The sequence below is a fragment of the Holzapfeliella sp. JNUCC 72 genome (assembly GCF_053668685.1).
Window position 1 is genome coordinate 189210 of the sequence record NZ_CM132220.1, and the last position, 23635, is coordinate 212844.

Below are 23635 nucleotides of genomic sequence, written 5' to 3' on the forward strand. Positions count from 1 at the left end.
GAGTTTAAACTTGTTGGTTTTTTTGTTTAGTTACGGTATTTTTGCTGGCAGAATAAGGACGTTTTTTAAAAGTTTTACGTTTCACTTTAGAAGCAATCAATGGAATTAATTTTTTCACTAGTAAACGGTTACCAGAATCAGAAAAATGGATACCATCTTTTTGAAGATAACGGTTAACATGTGTGCTTTTTTGCATTTCTTCAGCCAGATCAAGATAAGGTAAATGATAAGTGTGAGCCACATGCTCTGCCACTAATTCAAATTGTAAAATGCGAGGCCATGATTGGTTTGAAGCAACACGCCAGTTAGTGTATGGTGGTGAAACTAAGATAACTTTTTTAGGTCCGATTTTTTCGATGATGCGATTCAAATTAGTATTAAATCGGCCAGGTGTCATTCCAAGTTTAACAGCCGCATCATTAGCACCAAAAGCAAGGACCACAACATGTGGTTTTGCATTTAAAACGTTTAGTGATAAGTAATCTAAAGCATCATCAGTTGTGGCACCAGAAATGGAAACATTGATGACGGTGTCTTTTGGAAAAGCTTGTTGAATCGGTTTGGTGATGGCAGAAGTGTGGCGACCATTCTTGAAACCGCCCATAATGGAATCACCAAAAAGTAAGATTTTGGCCATGAGAACCCTCCTAACTTTTTGAGTTTAAAACTTTCTATCTATTTAATAGTAGATTACAATAGACCTAATGACAAATTTTTTTAAAGAGAGATTAAAAATGTTAATGAAAGAAACTTTGGTTCAATACCAATTTACCGTAGAAGAATCAGATTTGAATAGTGGTGGCATCTTGTTTGGCGGTCGCTTGATGGCTATTTTAGATAATACGATGGCAAGTGCTGCCCAAACCTTAACAACTGCCCGAATGGTGACCGGAAGTGTCGATACGATTCGCTTTATGCGTCCGATTGATTTGGGTGAAACTATCACAATTCGTGCGCAAGTTCTCCAAACTAAAAAGCGTGTAGCTGAAGTACTTGCGGCTGTCTATAATAGTCGCAATAAGCTGACTAACTATGCGGTGTTTACGTTTGTAACTGTTGACAAAGATGTCATTTTACCCACAATTGAAGGTCAAACTGATATTGAAGAATTATTACAAGAAAACTTTGAAAATCGTTTGAATGCGCGTGAAAAAACGCATCAACGCGTATTCAAATTACTAAAAAAAGGTGACTTATAATGCCCATTAAAAATTACCATGCTTTCTCAAGAGCAGATTGGCAAGATTTAATTGAGTACCATTTTGAAGAAATTATTAGCGAAGATGAATTACAAGAATTAAAAGCATTAAATGATAGTATTTCATTACAAGATGTCCGTGAAATTTATTACCCGTTGATTGAACTCTTGCAGATTCACTGGAATAATCGTCGTGATTTACACCAAAAACAAAATCAGTTTTTACAAACTAACCAACACAAAAGTCCTTTTATTATTGGAATATCAGGAAGTGTGGCAGTTGGTAAGAGTACAACGGCGAGGTTATTGAGAACGTTGATTGATCGCTTATTCCCAAAACTAAGTGTACAGTTAATGACTACTGATGGTTTTTTGTATTCTAATGAAGACTTAAAACGTCAAAACCTAACCGAACAAAAAGGATTCCCTGAAAGCTATGATATGCAGAAGTTCTATGAATTTTTATTGAAAGTTAGACAAGGGCAATCAAATGTAAAATATCCTGTCTACTCTCATAGCATTTATGATATTGTTAAAGATGAGTATGAGGTTGTGAATTGTCCTGATATTTTGATTATTGAAGGAATCAACATTTTACAGTTGCCACCTAACTCAGATATTTTTCTAACGGCATTCTTTGACTTTTCAATTTACCTAGATGCTGATGAGGAGTTAATTGAATCTTGGTTCTTGAAGCGATTTAAGACGTTATTTGATTATGCCAAAACAGATCCAACAAACTTCTATGCGAAATTTGTTGAAATGGGTGAAGAGAAGGCTTATCAAGTGGCCAAAGATGTCTGGAAAAATATCAATTTAGTCAATTTGCGTGACTATATTGCCCCAACAAAGTCACGTGCAAATGTGATTTTGCATAAGGGTGAACATCACGTGATTGACCGGGTTTTACTTCGCAAGTATTAGAAAAAGTTTATTTGAAACGTGGTACAATATCACGTATAATTTTTATTAATTAGTATAAAGGAGTGGCCAATTTGTCAAAAGCAATCGACAGTGTGCAAGCAGATAAAATTATCGTGCTTGATTATGGAAGTCAATATAATCAATTGATTACACGCAGAATTAGAGATTTAGGTGTTTACTCAGAATTACTACCTAACACAACTTCTGCCGATGAAATCAGACGCATTAATCCTAAAGGGATTATTCTTTCTGGTGGACCAATGAGTGTCTATGATGAAGGTGCTTTCAGTATTGATCCTGAAATCTTCAATCTAGGTATTCCTATCTTGGGTATTTGTTATGGTCTTCAATTAATGTCTTACAAACTGGGTGGACGTGTTGAAGCCGCAGATAACCGCGAATATGGTCGTGCCCCAATTCAAGTAACAGATGAAACAAGCCGTTTGTTTGCTAATACACCAAAAGAGCAAACAGTATGGATGAGCCACGGTGACTTAGTAATCGAAGCACCTGCCGGCTTTGACATTGTGGCAACAAGTAAAAATGCCCCAATTACAGCTATCGAAAACAAAGAATTGAATATGTATGGTATCCAATTCCATACGGAAGTTCGTCATACTGATTATGGTATGGATATCTTACGTAACTTCACATTTGAAATCTCTAAAGCTGAAGCTAACTGGACAATGGGTGACTTTATTGAACAACAAGTTGCTGAAATCCGTGAAAAAGTTGGTGACAAGAAAGTTCTTCTTGGTCTTTCAGGTGGGGTAGATTCAAGTGTTGTAGGTGTTCTACTACACAAAGCTATTGGTGATCAATTAACATGTATTTTTGTTGACCATGGTTTATTACGTAAAGGTGAAGCTGAACAAGTAATGGAAAGTTTAGAAGGAAAATTCGGACTTAACATTATTAAAGTAGATGCAAAAGACCGTTTCATGTCTAAACTTGATGGCGTTAGCGATCCAGAGAAGAAACGTAAAATCATCGGTAACGAATTTATTCGTGTCTTCGATGATGAAGCAACTAAACTAAATGGAATTGAATTCCTTGCTCAAGGAACACTTTACACAGATATCATCGAAAGTGGTACAGCTACTGCTGAAACAATCAAGAGTCACCACAACGTTGGTGGATTGCCAGAAGATATGCAATTTAGCTTGATTGAACCACTTAATACGTTATTTAAAGATGAAGTTCGTCACCTTGGTGAAGAACTAGGGATGCCTTCAGACCTTGTTTGGAGACAACCATTCCCAGGACCAGGTCTTGGAATTCGTGTTATCGGTGAACTAACTGAAGAAAAATTAAAAGCTGTTCGTGATAGTGATTACATCTTACGTGAAGAAATTAAAAACGCTGGTCTTGAACGTGAAGTATGGCAATACTTTACTGTATTACCTGGATTCCGTTCAGTTGGTGTTATGGGTGATGGTCGTACTTATGACTACACAATCGGTATTCGTGCCGTTTCTTCAATTGATGGCATGACAGCTGACTTTGCTAAAATTCCATGGGATGTGTTACAACACATTTCAGTTCGTATCGTAAATGAGGTTGAAAACATTAACCGCGTCGTCTACGATATTACATCTAAGCCACCTGCAACTATTGAGTGGGAATAATCTTAAATTTAAAAGCCTTACAATCATTTTGGTTGTAAGGCTTTTTTTGATACAAATCTTTAGAAAATATTAAGAATTGTTAAAGTCTGAACCTAAATTTAGATATATTTAGGAAGAGAAGTGTATTGATATAGGATTTAAACTATATTAATAAAATTTTTTAATAATCATTAACTTTGCTTTTTGCCTAAATAATCTGTAAAATAACTATCACTATCTTTAGATTAGTAAGTATAAGCAATAAGTGGAATTATATCGATGGGAGCGCGTATATGTATAACAAAAATAAAATACAAAAAACAAACGAAAAGAAAATAATGAAAAAAGTGAAAAAGCAATGGGTTGTGGCTTCACTTGCAACTTTTGCATTGCTAGGTGCTGGAGCCATTAGTACTGTTCAAACTGGTAGCCAGCAGGTTATGGCTGATGGATCAGGAGCAGAAATTAGTTCTGGCTCAAGCTTAAAAAATGCTAGCGATGGATATAATGATGGTATTAAAACGGCTAATTCTGAAACCGTAGACACCGTATATAATGATCAAAGTGGTGATTATAAAACAGCTTATGATAATGCTAAACAAGGTTATTTAGATGGTTGGAATTATAAAGACAAGTCTTCTGGAAATTCAGATTATGAAAGAGCTTATGATGAGGCTTATAACAACAGTCCTATAGTTCAAGGGGCTAACGCAGGTATTGAAGCAGCAAAAATTAATGGAAATTCTACAATAGAAAATAGGGAACAAAAAGATAGCTATGAAAAAGCCTATAAAGGTTTAATAGCTGGAAAAGTCAATAACAACGGTGCAAATTCTGAAATTAACCAAGATGCTATTTATCAAAAAGGTTTTGCCATTGGTAAAAATATAACAGCAGAAAAAGCTAGTCAAGAAAAAGATGGTATTGCTGCAGGTAAAGCAGCTGCTGAAGAAGATGCTTTAAATATGAGTAAAAGCTATAATTTGAGTGATAATAGTCAAAAATCCAGAGCACTTCCCAATTCAGGTAGCGAGGAATATAGACAAGCATACCAAAAAGCTTATGATGCTGTTGTGTTAGGGACTAACAATGCCGACAGTAATAGCATTGAAGAGAAGTACCGCTCTGCCTATGATACGGGTAAATCCATTAGAGATAATAATCAAACGGTTCTGGTTTCTAATGCAGAACAGCTAGATGCGTCTCTTAAAGACCAAACTATTATTGGAAGTGGATCTGAACAAAAAGACCGTATCAGCAATATTAAAGTTGTTAAAGACATTACTATGTGGTCACAAAGAGGCCGATCAGGAAAACAGTGGGATGTAAGTAATGGTGATATAGAAGTTAAAAAAAATATACTTAATTTTGATGGTGGTGGACATACAATTGATTTTGCCAATTCAAAATACGTACAAAAAAAAGCAGGGGGTGTTGTCAACATCAAAAATGCTAAAATGTACGGGATAGAATATTATGGTCCTATTAGTGCAGACATTGAAGTTAATGTGACTTATGATAATGTGAGTTATGTAGGCCCTCAACTTATAGAATCAGAAAAAACAACAGTCTATATCAAAAATAAAGTAGAGATTAATTCAAATAATTTTAACTATGAACCTAAAAACATTGTAGTAAATACTGAGGATAGAGTTCCCGAAAGTCTTTATCTAGAATTAGAATCTGCAGGAGCAAGTCAAGAAAATATTAGGGCTTCAAAAATTTATTTTGAAGAAAATAGTAATTTCAGTGGCTATACTAATAATGGAAGTGTTCTTTATTTAGTTAATGGTCCAAATGTTGAAATAAAACCAGGTGCTACTGTTAATTTATATCCTAAAGGTGATAATGCTTTAGACTATGGGTTATATATGTATGGAGGAAACTTACTTGTTTCCAAGGATGCTCGACTAAATATTGAACCTCAAAAATATAATAACGAAAAATTGGCGAGCGCACTATCCCTTGAAAACAAGGCGAAATTAATTGTTGATGGCGGGCATTTCAATGTAAAAATGGATGGAAACTTATATAATTCTAATCCGATTAACATTGGTGGTGATGTCGTTGTCCAAAATAATGGTAAATTTATCGTAGAAAAGACTGGTGGGGGAAACCAGGGGGCAAGTTTAGTAAGTACGTCAGGTGGGTTGACGGTTAAAGAAAAATCAAGCATAGGATTGTATGCTGATGGTACTGCAAATTATACTCTACTAAAAACTAGCGGTTCTGGGAAAATTGATATTCAAAATCCATCTAGTGATACATACCGGCTAAATAATCAAGAAGTCAGTGGAATAGTATTTAATCTAAGCAATAATGAAGGAGAAAGAAGTGCTATAGCTACTGGGAGTGATATCAATATTCAAAATATTACATTTGGTAGTGACAGTACGGCTTATTCGAACGTCATAATTCCATCTTCTCAAGATGGTTTAAAAACGTACCAAGCCACAAATCAAGATAGTGAAAGTAAGGATTCAGAGTTACCCAATAGTTATGCCCAATACGGTGGAGCTTCAATAAAAGAAAAGGCTAATAAAACACGCTACCTTAACTTTGGTGTTACTCCTACATTCAAATTTGATGATGATAGTATTAAGTTAGTAAAAGACGCTAAAACTGGTGCTTTAAAAATCACGGGGACCTACCGACTTTTAGATTCGTTAAAAGATACAAGTAAGAAAAAATTTCCTATTTATTTAGGTGCTACTTTGAATGGTCAAAGTGTGAATGCAACAGTTAAAAATACTGATTATAAATTAGAAGACAAAAATAATATAAAGTATAATCAAAAAATTAATAAACCTAGTGTTGCTGATGACACACCTATTTCGTTCTCTATTCTATTACCTAAAGATACTCAACGGAGTAACATTCAGTCCTTATCAGTAAATAGCCAATATTTTGTTGGTAGTGATGAATATACTTTAGATATGAGTAGAGCTACTGTAGATACGAGTGAATCTGATATCTATGATGGTGCTAGTGATTACTTGAATAATCGGACTAATTCTGGGTATCAACCTAATTTAACTAATGAAAACTTCAAAAAAGGTTATGAAAGTGCGAAATCAGGATATGAGGATGCATTAAAACAACCTGCAGTAAATAATAATAGTTCAGCATCAGATTTGACTTCATATAATCGTGGTTATGACAAAGCGAATGCTAGTAGAAATGCTGAAAACGATGGTTATCATGACGCCTTAAAGAACAGCAATAACCAGCCAGAAGATGAGCCGGAAAAATCACTTTATCAAAAAGGTCATAATCGAGGAGAAAAAGTTTTAGCAGCTATACTAGATGCAACATCAAGTCCTGTAACAAATAAACAAGAAGGACAAGGTGATATTTATGAAGATGCTTATGCCGGTGCTAGAAAAGCACAAGATGAGTCGTACGACATAGGATCCATTTCGCTTGATAGTGAAAATTATAAGGCCGGTTTCGATAACACTAAGGGTATAAAAGATGCACTTGGTGAAGAGCCAAATACAATTAACCCAGATAAAGATGGTGTCTCAGATGGCTATAGGTTGACTGCTAAAGGGATACAAGATGCCAAAAATAATTCAGAAACTTCTGAATTTAGTAATTCTGCATTTTATAAATCAGGAAAGTCTGAATATCAATCAGGTAAAGATGCGTTTTTAGCCGGTCAATCAGACCCCAAAGATGATTCTTCAAAAACTCAAACCTTCAAACAAGCTTATCAAGATGCAGAAGATGGTTATAACCAATTCAATAGCAACTCATCTGTAGATTTGAATGGAAAACCTCAAGCCTTTAAAGATGGTTATAAAACAGCTCAAGCGATTGATGACTACCTAGAAGGTAGAGGAAATCAAGAACCAAGTAACTCAGCATACAATACAGCATATACAGAAGCCGAAAAGGGTGCCAAAACATCAAATGATGCTGAACTAGTAGGCAAATCTCAAGCATTCCAAAAGTCATATAACTCAACTAAGAAACAAGCTGAAGGTGCCGATGACTTTGCAAAAGATAGCACCAAAGGAATGGATGCTGAAAAATCTAAAGATTCAAACTATAAAGCTGGATTCGAAGGTGCTCGTGATGGTCAAACAGACGGTGCCAAAGATGGTTATACCGGAAAAGCTAAAACAGAGAACGAGTTAAAACAAAAGCCGCAAGCCTATATCAAATCATACTTGGCTGCTAGTAAAGCCGCATTTCTTGCTCGTCAAGGTGCAATAGAAGCATTGAATGAAAATGATCAAAGTAAACCGGAAAATAATAATGAAGCCTATAAGTCTGGATACGAAGGTGCGAAGGACTTTATTATTAGACCTTCAGAAGGCACAAAATCTACCGAAGCAAATTACCAAACCGGATACAATCTAGCAAGAGGAATATCTGATAGATTAGCAAACAAAGCAACAGCTGTAGCAGGAGAACCAACTAATGCTTATGAGAGTGGTGTTAAATCTGTTGACGATGGTCAAAGAGATTATCAAAGTGTTTCTAAAGATACAGATCGTTATACAAATGATAAAGCATATCAAATTGGATATGACAAAGCAGAATTAGCCGTTAAAGATTATCTAGCAGGAGAATCAGCAAAAGATAACAGTCAAGGCATTTATAAAGATGCCTATGATAAAGCAGCAGCGGGTTATGATAATGTTAACAAATCAGACAATGATTCAAGTGTTCAACAGGGTAATTTATCACAAGCTTACAAGGAAGCTAGACAAGCAGCTAAAGAACAGCAAGCAGGTGCTGATAAATATCTAGCAGATACGACAAGCGCTCCTGGTGATTCGCAAGCTTCAAAAGATGGTTTTAACGGTGCAAAAGCTGGACAGCAAGATGGGGCTTCAGGAATTACTAAATCAGAATCTGATTTGAAGGCAGATAATAAGAGCAAAGCTTACAAAGATGCTTACAACAAAGCCAATCAACAAGCTAAAGAAGCACGTGATGGTGCCCAAGATGCCATTAAAAATGACTCAAGTAAGTATAATTCCGGCGTAACCAGTGCTTACAATAAAGGTTATGAAGGTGCCCAAAAAGGATTAGCAAAAGACACTAATAATGTTTCAAAAGATGCTAATACGCAGACTGGATATAACTTAGGTCAAGGGACAACCGATGCTTTAGCAAGTGGTGTGGAATCAACAACTAGCTCATCAGACCAAGGTTATCAATCAGCTTATTATGCAGTAAAAGCTGGTGCTAAGTCTTATCAAGCAGAAAATACTACTGATAGTGACAAAGATAATACCAAGAAGCAATATAATGATGATTCAGCGTATAAAGCAGGATATGATACAGCTAAACAAGCAGTTGATGACTTCGTAGATGGTAAATCGCAACAAAAATCAGATGCTTTGTATGAAGAAATTTATCAAAATGCAGTTGATGGTTATAATAATGTTCATCGAGATGATAATAAGAAAAAAGCCGATTACAAAGCTGGACAATATAGCAAAGCTTTAGGAACTGCAGGTAGTGATGACTACCAAAAACAATCAGAAAAATCTGATAAATATGGTAAGGATAAAGCTTATACAAATGGGCATGATGGTGCTCAAGAAGGAACGAAAGATGGTCTAGCAAAAGCTGAAAAAGCTGATTTAACAGGTAAATCAAAAGCATACAAAGATGCATATAATACAGCTTATCCAAAAGCAGAAGAAGCACGAAAAGGTGCAGAAGCAGCTTTAGAAAATCCAAATCAAACACCAAACGGTAATGCTGACTTTAAGTCAGGATTTGATGGGGCTAAAGCTGGATTTAGTGCACCACTTGAATCAAAGGCGACAGGACAAAATGCTCAATATGTAGCAGCTTATAATCGTGCTCAAGGAATTAAAGCAGCTTTAGCTAATCCAACTGTTGAACTATCAGGATCTGATACTCATAGTGAAAGTTATAAAGCAGGGTACAGAGATACTCAATCAGGTATGAAAGCTAGTCTAAGCAAAGACAACAAGGCAGTCGATGTGGGACAAGCTTATGTCAAAGGTTATGAAGCTATTGCTCAAGGTGTTGAATCTTACCAAGCTGGTACAACCCCAATGCCAACAGATAAAACTAAGGCATATGAAAAAGGCTACACAGAAGCACAAACAGGACATGATGATGCATTGAAGTCTGGTTTGAATAAAGAAGATGATTTATCTGGTCAATCTAAGCAATACCAAGATAGTTACAAAGCAACCAAAGCAGCCTTGCAAGGTCGTGATGACTACTTAAACAGCCGTGATAGGGTAAATACATCACAGTATGAAAGCAATCCAACCAGTCAAAAAGGTTATGATGAAGCTTATACAGGTAGTCAAGATGGTGTAAATGATTATAATAATGGTACAGTAAAAACTGAATTCTCAGGAAAATCAAAAGCATATCAAGATGCTTATAATATGATTGCGACAAGTCAAAAAGCGATGGCAGATGCTAAAGTAAATCAAGATAAGTCAAATAGTTATACTGGAGAATTAAAACTTAATTATCAAGATGCTTATAAAGCAGCTAAAGAGGCTGTGAAATCAAATTCACAAAAAGAAGTGAATGCATCAGCTAGTTATAATTATGCTTATGATTCTGTTAAAGGTGCATCAGACTATGTGAATGGTCAAGATAAACAAGAAACATCTAAGAATTATCAAGAAAGTTATGAGCAAGCAGATAAAGGTCATGATGTTTATCGAGATAATCCAATAACAGATACAACAGGTAAGAGCCAAGCCTTTATTGAAGGATTCACTAGTGCTCAAGTTGGAACTGAAGGAAGCAATGCTTATCAAAGTCAAACTGTTAAAGAATCTGGAAAAGGTCAATCTTATGAGACGGGTTATGAAGGAGCTAAGCAAGCAACTGAAGATGCTCTAGCAAAAACGCCAGCTAAAACAGACTTTTCAGATAAAACACCAGCATATCAAGATGCATATAATATAGCTTATCCAAAAGCAGAAGAAGCAAGAAAAGGTTCAGAAGAAGCATTACGAAATCCAAATCAAACACCAAACGGTAACGCTGACTTTATATCAGGATTTGATGGGGCTAAAGCTGGATTTAGTGCACCACTTGAATCAAAGGCGACAGGACAAAATGCTCAATATGTAGCAGTTTATGATCGTTATCAAGGAATTAAAGCAGCACTAGCTAATCCAACTGTCGACCTATCAGAAACTGATACTCATAGTGAAAGTTACAAAGCAGGGTACAGAGATACTCAATCAGGTATTACAGCTAGTCTAAGCAAAGACAACAAGGCAGACGATGCGGGACAAGCTTATACCAAAGGTTATGAAGCTATTGCTCAAGGTGTAAAAGCTTACCAAGCTGGTACAACCCCAATGCCAACAGATAAAACTAAGGCATATGAAAAAGGGTATACAGAAGCACAAACAGGACATGATGATGCATTGAAGTCTGGTTTGAATAAAGAAGATGATTTATCTGGTCAATCTAAGCAATACCAAGATAGTTACAAAGCAACCAAAGCAGCACTTTATGGCCAAAAAGATTATCTTAATGGTCGTAGTCAAAATAACAAAAACAAATACCCAGACTATCAAGAGTTTTATACTGAAGGTTTTGAAGGAGCCAAAGCCGGTCAAGGTAGTGGATTATCAGGTGCGTCAGCAAATACTAAAGATAAATCAGCAGCTTATAAAGTAGGTTATAAATTCGGTTATGATAGTGGTTACTCAAGCTACCTAAATAACTTAGGTAGCGGTCAGTTATCAGGAGAAAACGATGGAGAAAATGGTCGACCATTAGCAGATTTATCTATGTTTGGTGGAACTTATAGCAGTAGTTATATGGCCGCTTATAAACAAGCTTATGACAATTATCAAAATGGTATTGCACAAGCAGATAAAGACTTAACAAATGGTGTTAAAGTTGATTTAACAGGTAAGTCAAAAGCCTACATCAATGGTTATAACTCGATTAGTGCGAATATGGAGCAAACAACTGTTGCTCACGTACCTAATGAAGGGGTATTAATCTGGGACATGGTAGATGGTAAGCCGGTTCAAACAACTAGCTACGAACATCACAAAGATAGTGTTCGTGCAACTAAAGAAACAAAAGTCGTGGATGGTATTTCCTATACTAAACTAGCGAATAATAGAGGGTGGTTGCAGACTAAATATCTAGCAGATCCATCATCCAAAGCTGGTGTCGTGAATTATATTTCAGGATATGGTGTTTTGGTTTGGAATTCAGATCAGAATGCAATGAAGTCGAGTGAGATGACAGAATCATCGCTTGCAAATGTGAAAACATACGATGAAAAAGTGATTGATGGTATTTCTTATACTCGAATCAATGCCAAAGATAGTGATCAATGGGTCCAAACGCAATATCTTAAACCAGCAGAACCAACACCTACTACAGGAGTAGCAAGTGTTGGTAATGTGCCAGCCAACCATGCGATTTATTTAAGAGATAAAAATGGTAATATGACAAACCAAGCTATTTTTGCAAATACAGCATGGAAAGTCGTTAGCCAAAAACGTATTAGTGGTGAACTTTATTATTGTCTAGGAAATGACAATCAATGGATTGAAGCTAAATATGTTACAAATCTTCAATAATTAATGCTAAACAAAAAACGCATTTTCGACTAAGTCGAAGATGCGTTTTTATTATTCTTAAAAGTTAAGTAAACCTAAATAATATTGTAAACAAGATTAAAAAACGTTAAACTAGTAGGACAAGTTTTAAGAAAAGAGGGTTAGTATGTTAGTTGTTAAGGATTTAACAGTTTCTTATCAAGAAGTCCCCGTTTTAGCCAATATTAATGTGACTTTTCACTCAGGGAAAATTACAGGAATTATAGGACCAAATGGGGCAGGTAAATCAACTTTAGTGAAATCAATTCTAGGGTTAGTAAAGAAACAAAATGGCACAATTAGTTATAATGATCAATCCATTAAGACAATTCAAAAACAGATTGCCTATGTCGAACAACGTAAGAATTTAGATTTAACTTTTCCAATTAGTGTTTTTGATGTTGTACTGTCAGGAACTTACGCCAAGTTAGGCCTGTTTAAAAATCCAGGTAAGTTAGAAAAAAAGCAAGCAACTAACGCCCTTGAGCAAGTCGGATTATTAGAGTTGAAAAACCGTCAAATTGGTGAACTTTCAGGTGGGCAACTGCAACGTGTTTTTGTGGCTAGAGCTATTGTTCAAGATGCTCAAGTTGTCATTTTGGATGAACCATTTGTGGGTATCGATTTACAAAGTGAACGTGCTATTATGAATATTTTGCATGATTGGCAACAAAAGGATAAAACGATTATTGTGGTGCATCATGACTTGAATAAAGCCCCACAGTACTTTGATGATTTAGTAATTTTGAATCATGGCATTGTCGATTTTGGCCCAACATCAGCTGTTTATAAACCAGAAAATATTCAACAAGCCTTTAGTGCTGACTTGTCGCACGTTTTATTTAAAAATCGTCAGGAGGATCAGACCAAATGAGTTCTATTACTGATTTCTTACAAGCACTATCTCAATATGACTTTTTACAAAGTGCGTTACTAACGGCAATCATGGTCGGGGTCATGTCAGGAATTATTGGGAGTTTTATTATTTTGCGAGGCATGTCATTGATGGGCGATGCTATTTCACACGCTGTCTTACCAGGTGTGGCTATTGCCTATATGCTAGGCATTAATGTGCTGTTAGGTGCTTCTATATTTGGAATTATTGCAGCCATCTTGATTGGATTCGTGGCTTCTAGCACTAAAATTAAAATGGATACGTCTATTGGTATTATTTTTAGTGCTTTTTATGCTTTAGGATTCATTTTGATTTCAATGGCTGAAAGTTCCACCAATTTACATCACATTTTATTTGGAAATATTTTAGCAGTTAGTGACAGTGATATTATGACAACCGTGATTGTTTTAGGACTAGTTATTTTATTTGTTTCAATTTTTTATAAAGAATTAGTCATTACGTCATTTGACGAAGTCTACGCTAAGACTTATGGTTTAAAAGTTCAGGTCATTCACTATGGATTGATGCTAATGTTGACATTAGTGACAGTGTCGGCACTTCAGACCGTTGGCATTATTTTAGTGGTGGCTATGTTAATCACACCAGCTGCAACTGCCTTTTTATGGACGGAAAGACTATCAAACTTATTGATTTTATCCGCAGTAATGGGAACGGTATCGGCAATGATTGGGTTGTACTTAAGCTACACGCTAAATTGGGCATCGGGCCCAGCGATTGTTCTAGTTGCAGCGATTATTTTCTTTTTATCTTTCCTATTCTCTCCAAAACAAGGTGTGTTACTAAAAACACTTAAACAGCGAGGTGGCGTGAAATGAAACGAATTTTAATTAGTTTGCTTTCTGTTTTAGTAATGATTAGCAGTGTGTTTTGGTTTTTGGAAAATCGAAAAAGCAATCGTACTTCTCAACAAAATCAAAGTGAAAAATTACACATCGTGACAACCAATTCGATTCTAGAAGATATGGTTAAAACTGTGGGACAGGACCGAATTGACTTATATAGTATTGTTAAAAGAGGAACGGATCCACATGAATATGAACCTCAACCTAGTGATATTGCTAAAACGACGGAAGCTAATTTAGTGTTTTATAATGGGTTAAATTTAGAAACGGGAGGTAATGGTTGGTTTACTAAATTAGTTGAAACCAGTCATAAAGTATTCAATCAGGACGTATTTTCGGCTAGTGAGTCAGTTACGCCACAACAGTTGACGACGGATGAAAATGAAGTCGATCCCCATGCTTGGTTAAATCTTGAAAATGGTATCATTTATGTTCAAAATATTGCCAAAGTAATGAGTGAAAAAGATCCAAAAAATGCTGAATTTTATCAAGAAAATGCAACAAATTATTGTCAAAAATTATTACAGTTACATCAATCAGCTAAAGAAAAATTTGCAACTATTCCACAAAATCAGCGATTATTAGTTACTTCTGAAGGTGCATTTAAATATTTTGCTAATGCTTATCAAGTGACCCCAGTTTATATTTGGGAAATTAATACTGAATCACAAGGAACACCTGAACAAATGACAACAGTGTTGGCTAAAATTAAAGCTGCTAATGTTAAAAGCTTATTTTTAGAATCATCAGTTTCACCTAAGGCAATGGAACAAGTAGCTAAAGAAACAGGGTTGCCGATTTATTCAACATTGTTTACAGATTCTTTAGCCAAAGCAGGTAATCCAGGTGATACTTACTACAGTATGATGGACTGGAATATTACGAAAATAATTGAAGGTATGACGAAATAAAGTACGCTTTAAAAGCGTGCTTTTTTCTTTTGCAAAAAAACTTGACTTAGAGTTTACTCTAAGTAATAGACTCATATTAGAAATTATAATCAAATTGATGTGAACGTTTCAAATGTGACTTTTGAACCCGGATGTCGTAATAATTGGCACATCCATCATCAAGGTTATCAATTACTACTAGTCACAAGTGGAGAAGGTTGGTATCAAGAAGAAGGCCATTCAGCCAGAGCACTCAAACCAGGAGATGTTGTCGTTACTCATGATGGTGTCAAGCATTGGCATGGTGCTCAAAAAGATAGTTGGTTTTCACATGTTGCTATTACTAAAGGAACACCAGAATGGTTAGAAGCAGTTAGTGAAGATTGGTATCAACAGTTAGGAGAATAAAAACGACTAAGCAAACAGCAGGAAGAGATAATTTAGGTGAATTTGCGCCAAAATTTGCACAACTTAATGATGATGTATTATTTGGAGAGGTTTGGTCAAGACAAGATCAATTATCAGCCAGAGATCGTAGCATGATCACAATTTCGGCATTAATCTCAGGTGGAAACTTTCAACAATTAAAAGCTCATTTACAAATGGGACAAAAAAATGGGTTAACACAAGCAGAAGTGTCAGAAATGATTACACATTTAGCTTTTTATGTTGGTTGGCCAAAAGCTTGGTCAGCATTTACAATTGCTAAAGAAGTTTTTGATTAAATTAGTTGATGTGATAAAGGCACCAAATCATTTGAGGAGTAAAAGTTTTTAGCGTCCGATAATTTAGGTGATTTAGCTCATACTCATCAAAATTATGACTGACAATTGCATACTGACAGTCACCATTGTTAAAGGCATCAAATGCTAGTGGTTTGCTTTGAACAAATAAAGCCTTTGGTGACTTAGACGTAGCAAAAGTACTATTCATGAGTTCAGTAGTTGCTGCATGTAAGGCAATTTGATAATTCCGATTATCAAGATTTTCAAGTAAAACCATGGGCATTGTTTCGAGGCTGAAAGTCTCAATAATTGATAGTTTTTGCCAGTAGCGATAATGATAATTGGCAAAACTAGTCTGGTGTTGATGATTTTGGTAAGCAACCGGTACTAAAAAATAGTCATTCTTTAAGTCATCTAAATTTTGATAAATGTCTTCAAAAGATGAATGTAAAACAATCTTGGCTTTTTTGTTGTCAATTAACTGGTCAGCAGCTAAGTAGCTGTCAGTTGTTTTAGGTCCTAGGGTATGAATACGCATAAAAATTCCTCCAATAAAATAAAAAACACCTAGATGAATATTAGTCATCTAGGTGTTTTAATGAGTAAAAAAGACAGTTTTAAGAAAGACTTTCAACTTAAGCACTAGATGAATTAAAATTATCGCATCTAGTTATTAACTCAAGTTGACTTTAATCACTAAGATACGAACGAATAAGTGCGTTCGTATCGAGTCAACCATACGCCCGCACTACTTAAAGTGACTAAAGTTAAAAAAGAGTTGTTGTGAGTAAGTTAAATTAGTCATCAAAAACTGTCCTTTCAATTGTTTAATTGTTTTAAATTAAAACATTTTGAGAAATAAAATGCAACTCAAAAAAATCCTTACATCAAATTTGGCTTTTTGCTAGAATAGCCAATAGTTATATAATGACTTAAAAAGACACCAAAAAGGACTCAACACAATTAGTTGAGTCCTTTTTGATTTTAAAAAGAAATAATTTCAGTAACAGCTTCACTTAATGGTGTTAGGGGATGACCCAGTAGTTTTTCAAATTGATCAGAATGAAAGTTTAATTCATTATTTTCAATATCTTTTTGAATAGCTAAAAAGAATTGAGCGACTTCATTTGGTAGTCCGTTACTAGTTAAACTGTCAATAAAGTCTTGATCATTACCATATTTAATAGTGATTTTTGCTGAACTATTATGATTTAAAGCATCGACTAAATCTAAATAACTTTTGGGTTTTCCAGAAAGTTCGACAATTTCAGGAAGTGTTGCATCAAGTAATGCATTAGCTGCAGCTTCAGCATATTCGCGTTTTAATGCCCAAGCAACTTTTCCAGTTTTAGTTGTATAAGTAAAGTCTCCAGTTTGAAGAGCATGCTGTATAAGTGGCAGTTCATTTTCCAAATACCAGTTATTTCTTAAAAACGTATGGGCAATTCCAGATTCTTTAATCGCATTTTCTGTGTAAAGATGATCAGGTGCCATCATACTAGTAGAGTTTTCTAAGTTGGCTAAACTAGTGTAGACAATTTTTGAAATACCCATTGCTTTTGCAGCATCGACAACATTTTGGTGTTCAACTTTGCGATTTTCAGAATTACCAGATACAAAAAATAAAACATCAATGGCTGCAAAAGCTCTTTCAAGCGTTTGTGGTTGACTATAGTCTCCCAGACGAACTTGAAAGTTCTCTTTTTTTAGTTTGTCAGCTTTATTTTGGCTTCGAGCTAACGCAAAAAGATGATTGTTATCAACCTTATCTTTTAAGTAGGTTAAAGTTTTGTAACCTAAATCACCGGTAGCACCTGTTATTAAATAGTTCATATAAATCTCCAATCCCAAACCTGTATTTTTATAATTTACACCATCATCATAAAGAATGTGATAAGATAAGTCAAGAAATAAACACAGAGGTGTAATCATGAAGTATTCAATTCAGTTTAGCGATGCTATTCACATTTTGCTTTATATTGAAATGTACCAAGATACCGATTATCTATCGAGTGCAAAAATTGCTGAAAGTATTCAAACTAATCCCGCAAATGTTAGAAAAATAATGGGGCAATTAAAAAAGAGTCAGTTAATTGAAACAGAAGTTGGCAAAGCAAAGCCGAGGTTATCACGTGAAATAAATGAAATAACACTCTTAGACGTTTACCAAAGTATTGAAGGAAATACCAACCTAATTCAAGTTGATCAAAAAACAAATGTGGCATGTGTGGTGGGTGCTAATATTCAAGAAATTCTAGAAAAACACTATAATGAATTGCAGCAGAAAATTGAACATGAAATGTCGAAAATCAAACTCAGTACTTTGGTTAAAGATATTGCATTGACTGAATATCAAAAGCGACCACAAAATTATGATGTGATTGAAAAATATTTAAATTAAAAGGGAGTCATATGTTATATCAAAAACAAATTATGGCCGATAAAGAAAATGTCAGTTTTACGCAACAAGGATTGAAACCGATTTATCAAATTAATTCAGAAGCTAAGATTTTAATTATTGGTCAGGCTCCGGGTAAAAAAGTTCAAGATACTGGTATTTTGTTTAATGATAAAAGTGGTGAACGATTGCGAAAGTGGTTGGGTGTTGACTCTGAAACGTTTTATGATGGGCATAATTTCGCAATTATACCGATGGATTTTTACTATCCTGGAAAAGCTAAAAGTGGCGATAAGCCACCTAGAAAAACTATTGCTGAGAAGTGGCATCCTAAGTTAATTGCACAGCTACAGCAACTGCAATTAATTATTTTGATTGGCAATTATGCCCAACATTTTTATTTGCATCTAAAGCCGTCTGATAAATTAACCACAACAGTAAAGAATTATAAAATTTATTTACCAAAATACTTTCCAATTGTTCATCCGTCTCCTAGAAACAATATTTGGTTGAAAAATAATCCTTGGTTTGAAACTGAAATTATTCCAGATTTGCAAAAAAGGGTTCAAAAAATATTAAACAGATAAAAAAGCATTATGACTTAGTCATAATGCTTTTTTGGTTTGCTTTAGATTAAAGTTAACAACTCGTCAACACTTTCCTCAGTTGTTGCCCAACAAGTTACAAAGCGAATAATCATATGATCTTCGTCGTATTTTTCCCAAGGGGCAAAGTCGACTTTTTCTTTAAGGTTTGCAATAGTTTCATGATCAACAATAAAGAATTGTTGGTTAGTATGTGAGTCCATGTAAGGACGATAATCTTTTTGCAAGAACCCGTCTTTAATTCGTTTTGCCATATCAATGGCGTGTTTACTAATTTTTAGATATAAGTCATCTGTGAAGAGTGTTAAAAATTGAATTCCTGTTAAACGCCCTTTAGCAAGAAGTGCACCATGTTGTTTAACTAGAGTGGTGAAATGTTTAGGTTCGTTGTTTTTAGTGAAGACAACTGCTTCACCACACAAAGCCCCAATTTTTGTTCCACCAATATGGAAGACGTCACATAATTCGGCAACATCAGCCATAGTCATATCACATTGATCACTCATCAAGCCATAACCTAAGCGTGCGCCATCCATGAATAAGGTTAAATCATGTTTGTGGCAAGCTTTAGAAAGTGCTTTTAATTCATCGTAAGAATAAAGTGTACCGTATTCGGTTGGTTGTGAGATATAAACCATTCCTGGATGCACCATGTGTGGTTCGTTAGGATCTTTGTAGAAGTCCTTAACATATTGGTCAACTTGTTCACCAGATATTTTACCATCGACGTTTTCGATTGTTAAAACTTTGTGACCTGTGAATTCAATTGCACCCGCTTCGTGAGTAGCAATATGACCAGTATCTGGTGCGATAACACCTTCGTATTTTTTTAGAACAGAATCGATAACCACTTGGTTAGTTTGCGTTCCACCAACTAAAAAAGTGATTTGAGCCTGTGGACAATTGATGGTTTCACGAATTTTATCTGCAGCTTGTTGGCTAAAGCTATCAGTCCCATAACCGGGTTCTTGAATCATATTGGTTTCAACTAGTTTTTCAAGTACTTTAGGGTGTGCACCTTCTAAATAATCGGTTGCAAAAGATAACATTTAATTTTCCTCCGTTTATGTTTGAGACAACTTAGTAATAAGAACCATAAGTATGGTTTTAAAATTCATTATATTCCTCCACTTAAAGGATACAAAACTGGCTTCGATACTGTCAATTAAACAATACGTATTATGCCGAATACGAAATACGAAGTCTTTATATTTTGGCTAAAAATGAAACCAGCGTATAATAAAGTTGTGAACAATTCAGTTTAAAAGTGGAGGTATTGATTATGCAATATTCACAAACAAAAGCAGTTTTGAATCAACTCGTCGCTGATTTAAGTCAAATGTCGATGGTGATTCATCAAACACATTGGTATATGAGAGGAACAAATTTCTTGAAATTGCATCCCTTAATGGATAATTATAAAGATGAAATTGACGCACAATTAGATGTAATTGCTGAAAGACTCATTATATTAGGCGGTGCACCTTACTCAACTTTACAAGAGCTTTCAGACCATACTCATATTGATGATGAAAAAGGTGATTTTTCACGCACAATTCCTGAAAGGTTGAATGTATTAGCTGATGACTATCGTTATCTAGCAACGCTATATCAAGAAGGTATTGATGTCAGCGATAAAGAAAAAGACTTAGGTACTCAAGATATCTTTATCGGATTCAAAACTGCAATCGAAAAGAAAATTTGGATGCTTCAAGCTGAATTAAATAATTCTCCTCAAATTGATGATTAATAAAAAAACGCTTGCCTAGTTAGCAAGCGTTTTTTATTTTGAAATCCAATTTATGATATGATATTTTTTAATACTAAAATTAGGAGGAACTATATTTTTTGAGTAAAAGAGGTAGTTTAGTTTCATATTTAGAAAATAAGGTTAAACAATTTGAAAAAGATAAACAAGAAAAGTCACCTGGTTTAGTTTTTCTTATCCGTCATTTTAGACGCGCAACATTATTTTACTTAGGATTATTGATTATTGACTTTTTTTATGCGATGGCTATTCAAAATCAACAACAAGTAATCAACACAATGATGGGGTTTCATATCGAAATTATAAGTCGCTCTCCTTTTAAATATCACACATTGTGGACAACAAAGCTATTATTGACTTATGGCATAGTAATAGTTGTGTGGTTTGCGATTGCTCTAGTCATTAAATTGAGCCGCCATAATCAATCAAAAAAATAAGATTAAAAAAACAACAGCTTATCTGAGCTGTTGTTTTTTTAATCTTTTAAAATGGTATTGATAGCATCAATTACAGCAAATCTAAAGTTGTTTTTCTCAAGTGCGACAACGCCTTTGATAGTATCACCACCAGGTGAAGTGACGTTATCTTTTAAGATACCAGGATGTTGCTTACTTTCAGCAGCTAATGCGGCTGATCCTTTCATCATTTCAGCGATGATTTCATAAGACAATGCACGGTCCAGACCGTTTGTGACAGCGGCATCACTTAAGGCTTCGATGAAAACATCAACAAAAGCAGGACTACATCCAGCAATTGTACCAGCAATCGCCAGTTTTTCTTCAGGGACTTCAACGGTGTGTCCTAGTTGGTTAAGGAGGTTGATCGTGATACTTTCTTGACTTTGAGATAAATCTGAACTGGCGCAGTAGCTAATCATTCCTTGATTGATGGCAACTGGCGTGTTGGGGATGCATCTCAGAAGTGGCAGCTTAGGATAGACTTGCTTCATTTCACTAAATGAAACACCTGCCGCAACTGAAATTAGAGGCATGTCTTGTGGAATTAGCTGGTTCAATTCACTAAGTGTTTGAATAATTAAAGATGCAGGGGTTGCCAAAATAATAACGTCAACATCCTTGATTGATGGTAAATTTTCAATTGCAGTAATACCTAATTCATCACTTAACTTCACAGCATTTTGGTAGTGTCCTGTTTTGACCCAAATATCTTTTGGGTTTTGACCATGATTAATGAAACCTTTAATCATGGCTGTTCCCATTTTTCCAGCACCAATTAGTCCGATTTTCATTTTAAAGTCTCCTATTTTCTGTATTTTATAAGGTGATTTTATCACATTCAGCCCACAACTTTAATTGAAATTAGCAAGGATAATAGTGCTATATAAAAATTATATTAAAAATTAATGTCAGTAAAGCTATTGATTTTTTATTTTAGTCTCATGTATAATCAACAAATACTAATAAAAAATTAATTTTCGGAGGAAAGAAGATGAAAAAACGTTTTGCAGCTGCAACATTATTGATGTCAGCAGCCTTAGTGCTATCAGGATGTTCTACAGGTAGTGGCAGTAAAAGTTCAAGTGGAGAAACAAGCAATGTGAAATCTTTAAACTTTGTAGCTCAACAAGAATTGCCTACTGCGGACTTATCACTAGCGACAGATACAGTTAGTTTTACAGTTTTAAATAATGTTTATGAAGGAATTTATCGTCAAGATAAAGATGACAAATTAGAACCAGCAGGTGCAAGCCAAAAGGCTGAAATTTCAGCAGATGGTTTGACTTACAAAGTTAAATTAAGAGAAGATGCTAAATGGTCAAATGGTGATCCTGTAACGGCTAAAGACTATGTTTACAGCTGGCAAAGAATCGTAAGCCCAGAAACTGCTTCACAATATGCTTACTTATTTGCACCTGTTCAAAATGCCGAAGATATCACAGCAGGTAAAAAGGATAAAAGTGAACTAGGAATTAAAGCAACGGGAGATTATGAATTAGAAATCACGCTTAACCAAGCAACCCCGTACTTTGAAAGATTATTAGCATTTCCATCATTCTTCCCACAAAATCAAGCTGTGGCAGAAAAATTTGGTAAGGATTACACAACAAAAAGTGATAACTCTGTATATAATGGTCCTTTCAAATTAGAAGGTTTTGATGGACCAGGAACAGATACAACTTGGACATATGCTAAAAATGACCAATACTGGGATAAAAATAACGTGAAGATTGATAAGATTGACGTTAACGTTGTAAAAGAATCGTCAACTTCACTAAACTTATTTAACAGTAACCAAGCAGACGACATTGTTTTAACAGGTGAGTTAGCACAACAAAACAGAAATGATTCACAGTTTAAAGCAGTTGCAGACGCAAGAACATCATACTTGGAATATAACCAACGTGATGCTAATTCTAAATTCAAAAATGAAAACTTAAGAAAAGCGATTGGCTATTCAATTGATAGAACAGCGCTAACAAATTCAATTTTAGGTGATGGATCACAACCATCTACTGGTTTAGTACCAAAAGGAACAATGACAAGTCCTGATGGAAAAGACTTCTCAGATGTAGCGAGTGCAGGTGTTTCTTATGATGCAGCTAAAGCAAAAGAACACTGGGAAAAAGCCAAACAAGAATTAGGTATCACCTCACTTGACTTTAGTATTTTAGCTTCAGATGGTGATTCATCTAAAAAAGTTCTTGAATACTTACAAAACACGATTCAATCTAATTTAGATGGTGTGAAAGTTTCACTAAATCCAGTACCATTTTCTGTTCGTTTAGAACGATCAAAAGCTGGTAATTTTGATTTAGTATTAGGCGGATGGGGTGCTGATTACCTTGATGCATCAAGTTTCACTGACTTATTCGTAACAGGAAACTCATATAACCGTGGCCAATGGAGTAACGCTGAGTATGACAATTTAATTAACTCATCAAAAACAACTAATGTTAATGATGCAACTAAGCGTTTCGAAGACTTAGTTAATGCTGATAAATTGTTATCAAATACACAAGGTGTAACACCGCTTTACCAAGGTGTAGAAGCTCACATGGTTAATTCAAGAGTTAAAAATTATGTTTCTCACCCTGCTGGCGCTAAATTTGATTATAAATGGTTAGAAGTAGAATAATAATTAAAATAAAAAGACAAAAACTATGAAAGTAGATTTTGCCTTTTTATTTATAACCTTTTTAAACTAATT

18 protein-coding genes and 1 pseudogene are annotated in these 23635 nt (G+C 34.9%); 14 read left to right on the forward strand and 5 right to left on the reverse strand.

Translation table 11 applies throughout. From position 1 onward, the window contains the following. Positions 1 to 4: 4 nt before the first annotated feature. Positions 5 to 637 (reverse strand): SGNH/GDSL hydrolase family protein, encoded by a 633-nt coding sequence (locus JNUCC72_RS00865; RefSeq protein ID WP_339968094.1) that lies wholly within the window; start codon positions 635 to 637, stop codon positions 5 to 7. A gap of 97 nt (positions 638 to 734) precedes the next feature. On the opposite strand from JNUCC72_RS00865, the gene JNUCC72_RS00870 reads away from it, so the two are divergent. The 9 genes and pseudogenes from JNUCC72_RS00870 (at position 735) to JNUCC72_RS00910 (ending at position 15696) form a co-directional block, all read left to right on the forward strand. After that, entirely contained in the window at positions 735 to 1199 is a 465-nt protein-coding gene (locus tag JNUCC72_RS00870; protein ID WP_454144000.1) for an acyl-CoA thioesterase, read from the forward strand. Continuing rightward, positions 1199 to 2122: a type I pantothenate kinase gene (coaA, locus tag JNUCC72_RS00875; protein ID WP_454144002.1), complete on the forward strand. Its 924-nt coding sequence runs from the start codon at positions 1199 to 1201 to the stop codon at positions 2120 to 2122. The genes JNUCC72_RS00870 and coaA overlap by 1 nt, the downstream gene beginning before the upstream one ends. 71 nt (positions 2123 to 2193) lie before the next feature. After that, positions 2194 to 3750: a glutamine-hydrolyzing GMP synthase gene (guaA, locus tag JNUCC72_RS00880; RefSeq protein WP_454144004.1), complete on the forward strand. Its 1557-nt coding sequence runs from the start codon at positions 2194 to 2196 to the stop codon at positions 3748 to 3750. Positions 3751 to 4022: 272 nt separating this feature from the next. Then, complete coding sequence (locus JNUCC72_RS00885; RefSeq protein WP_454144006.1) at positions 4023 to 12305, forward strand: hypothetical protein; 8283 nt, start codon at positions 4023 to 4025, stop codon at positions 12303 to 12305. 145 nt (positions 12306 to 12450) lie between these two features. Next, complete coding sequence (locus JNUCC72_RS00890) at positions 12451 to 13197, forward strand: metal ABC transporter ATP-binding protein (RefSeq protein ID WP_454144008.1); 747 nt, start codon at positions 12451 to 12453, stop codon at positions 13195 to 13197. Then, entirely contained in the window at positions 13194 to 14054 is an 861-nt protein-coding gene (locus JNUCC72_RS00895; protein ID WP_454144010.1) for a metal ABC transporter permease, read from the forward strand. The genes JNUCC72_RS00890 and JNUCC72_RS00895 overlap by 4 nt, the downstream gene beginning before the upstream one ends. Continuing rightward, positions 14051 to 14992 carry a metal ABC transporter solute-binding protein, Zn/Mn family gene (locus JNUCC72_RS00900; RefSeq protein ID WP_454144012.1) on the forward strand — a complete coding sequence of 314 codons (942 nt, stop codon included), beginning with the start codon at positions 14051 to 14053 and terminating at the stop codon, positions 14990 to 14992. The genes JNUCC72_RS00895 and JNUCC72_RS00900 overlap by 4 nt, the downstream gene beginning before the upstream one ends. Before the next feature lie 93 nt (positions 14993 to 15085). Then, a pseudogene (locus JNUCC72_RS00905) lies at positions 15086 to 15379 on the forward strand (cupin domain-containing protein); the annotation flags it as partial. Next, positions 15355 to 15696 carry a carboxymuconolactone decarboxylase family protein gene (locus JNUCC72_RS00910; protein ID WP_454144014.1) on the forward strand — a complete coding sequence of 114 codons (342 nt, stop codon included), beginning with the start codon at positions 15355 to 15357 and terminating at the stop codon, positions 15694 to 15696. The pseudogene JNUCC72_RS00905 and the gene JNUCC72_RS00910, both read left to right, overlap by 25 nt. 1 nt (position 15697) lies before the next feature. Here the strand turns inward: JNUCC72_RS00910 and JNUCC72_RS00915 are convergent, their stop codons facing one another. Next, positions 15698 to 16234: a hypothetical protein gene (locus tag JNUCC72_RS00915; RefSeq protein WP_454144016.1), complete on the reverse strand. Its 537-nt coding sequence runs from the start codon at positions 16232 to 16234 to the stop codon at positions 15698 to 15700. A gap of 446 nt (positions 16235 to 16680) precedes the next feature. Beyond that, positions 16681 to 17529 carry an SDR family oxidoreductase gene (locus tag JNUCC72_RS00920; RefSeq protein WP_454144018.1) on the reverse strand — a complete coding sequence of 283 codons (849 nt, stop codon included), beginning with the start codon at positions 17527 to 17529 and terminating at the stop codon, positions 16681 to 16683. A 97-nt stretch (positions 17530 to 17626) separates the two neighbouring features. Between JNUCC72_RS00920 and JNUCC72_RS00925 the strand changes: the two genes are divergently transcribed. Continuing rightward, positions 17627 to 18097, forward strand: coding sequence for an Rrf2 family transcriptional regulator (locus JNUCC72_RS00925; protein WP_454144020.1), 471 nt, complete (start codon positions 17627 to 17629; stop codon positions 18095 to 18097). A gap of 11 nt (positions 18098 to 18108) precedes the next feature. Next, positions 18109 to 18681: a uracil-DNA glycosylase family protein gene (locus JNUCC72_RS00930; RefSeq protein WP_454144022.1), complete on the forward strand. Its 573-nt coding sequence runs from the start codon at positions 18109 to 18111 to the stop codon at positions 18679 to 18681. Positions 18682 to 18722: 41 nt separating this feature from the next. On the opposite strand, the gene JNUCC72_RS00935 is transcribed toward JNUCC72_RS00930, so the two are convergent. After that, complete coding sequence (locus JNUCC72_RS00935) at positions 18723 to 19748, reverse strand: threonine aldolase family protein (RefSeq protein WP_454144024.1); 1026 nt, start codon at positions 19746 to 19748, stop codon at positions 18723 to 18725. A gap of 233 nt (positions 19749 to 19981) precedes the next feature. Here JNUCC72_RS00935 and JNUCC72_RS00940 point away from each other — a divergent pair, with 233 nt between their 5' ends. Further along, on the forward strand, positions 19982 to 20449 hold the full coding sequence (locus JNUCC72_RS00940) for a Dps family protein (protein ID WP_454144026.1): 468 nt from the start codon (positions 19982 to 19984) through the stop codon (positions 20447 to 20449). A gap of 98 nt (positions 20450 to 20547) precedes the next feature. Next, a complete protein-coding gene (locus JNUCC72_RS00945) occupies positions 20548 to 20904 on the forward strand; it encodes a hypothetical protein (protein WP_454144028.1) in 357 nt (118 codons plus the stop codon). Positions 20905 to 20942: 38 nt separating this feature from the next. Here the strand turns inward: JNUCC72_RS00945 and proC are convergent, their stop codons facing one another. Continuing rightward, positions 20943 to 21716: a pyrroline-5-carboxylate reductase gene (gene proC, locus JNUCC72_RS00950; protein WP_454144030.1), complete on the reverse strand. Its 774-nt coding sequence runs from the start codon at positions 21714 to 21716 to the stop codon at positions 20943 to 20945. 200 nt (positions 21717 to 21916) lie between these two features. Between proC and JNUCC72_RS00955 the strand changes: the two genes are divergently transcribed. Further along, on the forward strand, positions 21917 to 23563 hold the full coding sequence (locus JNUCC72_RS00955; protein WP_454144032.1) for a peptide ABC transporter substrate-binding protein: 1647 nt from the start codon (positions 21917 to 21919) through the stop codon (positions 23561 to 23563). Positions 23564 to 23635: the final 72 nt, after the last annotated feature.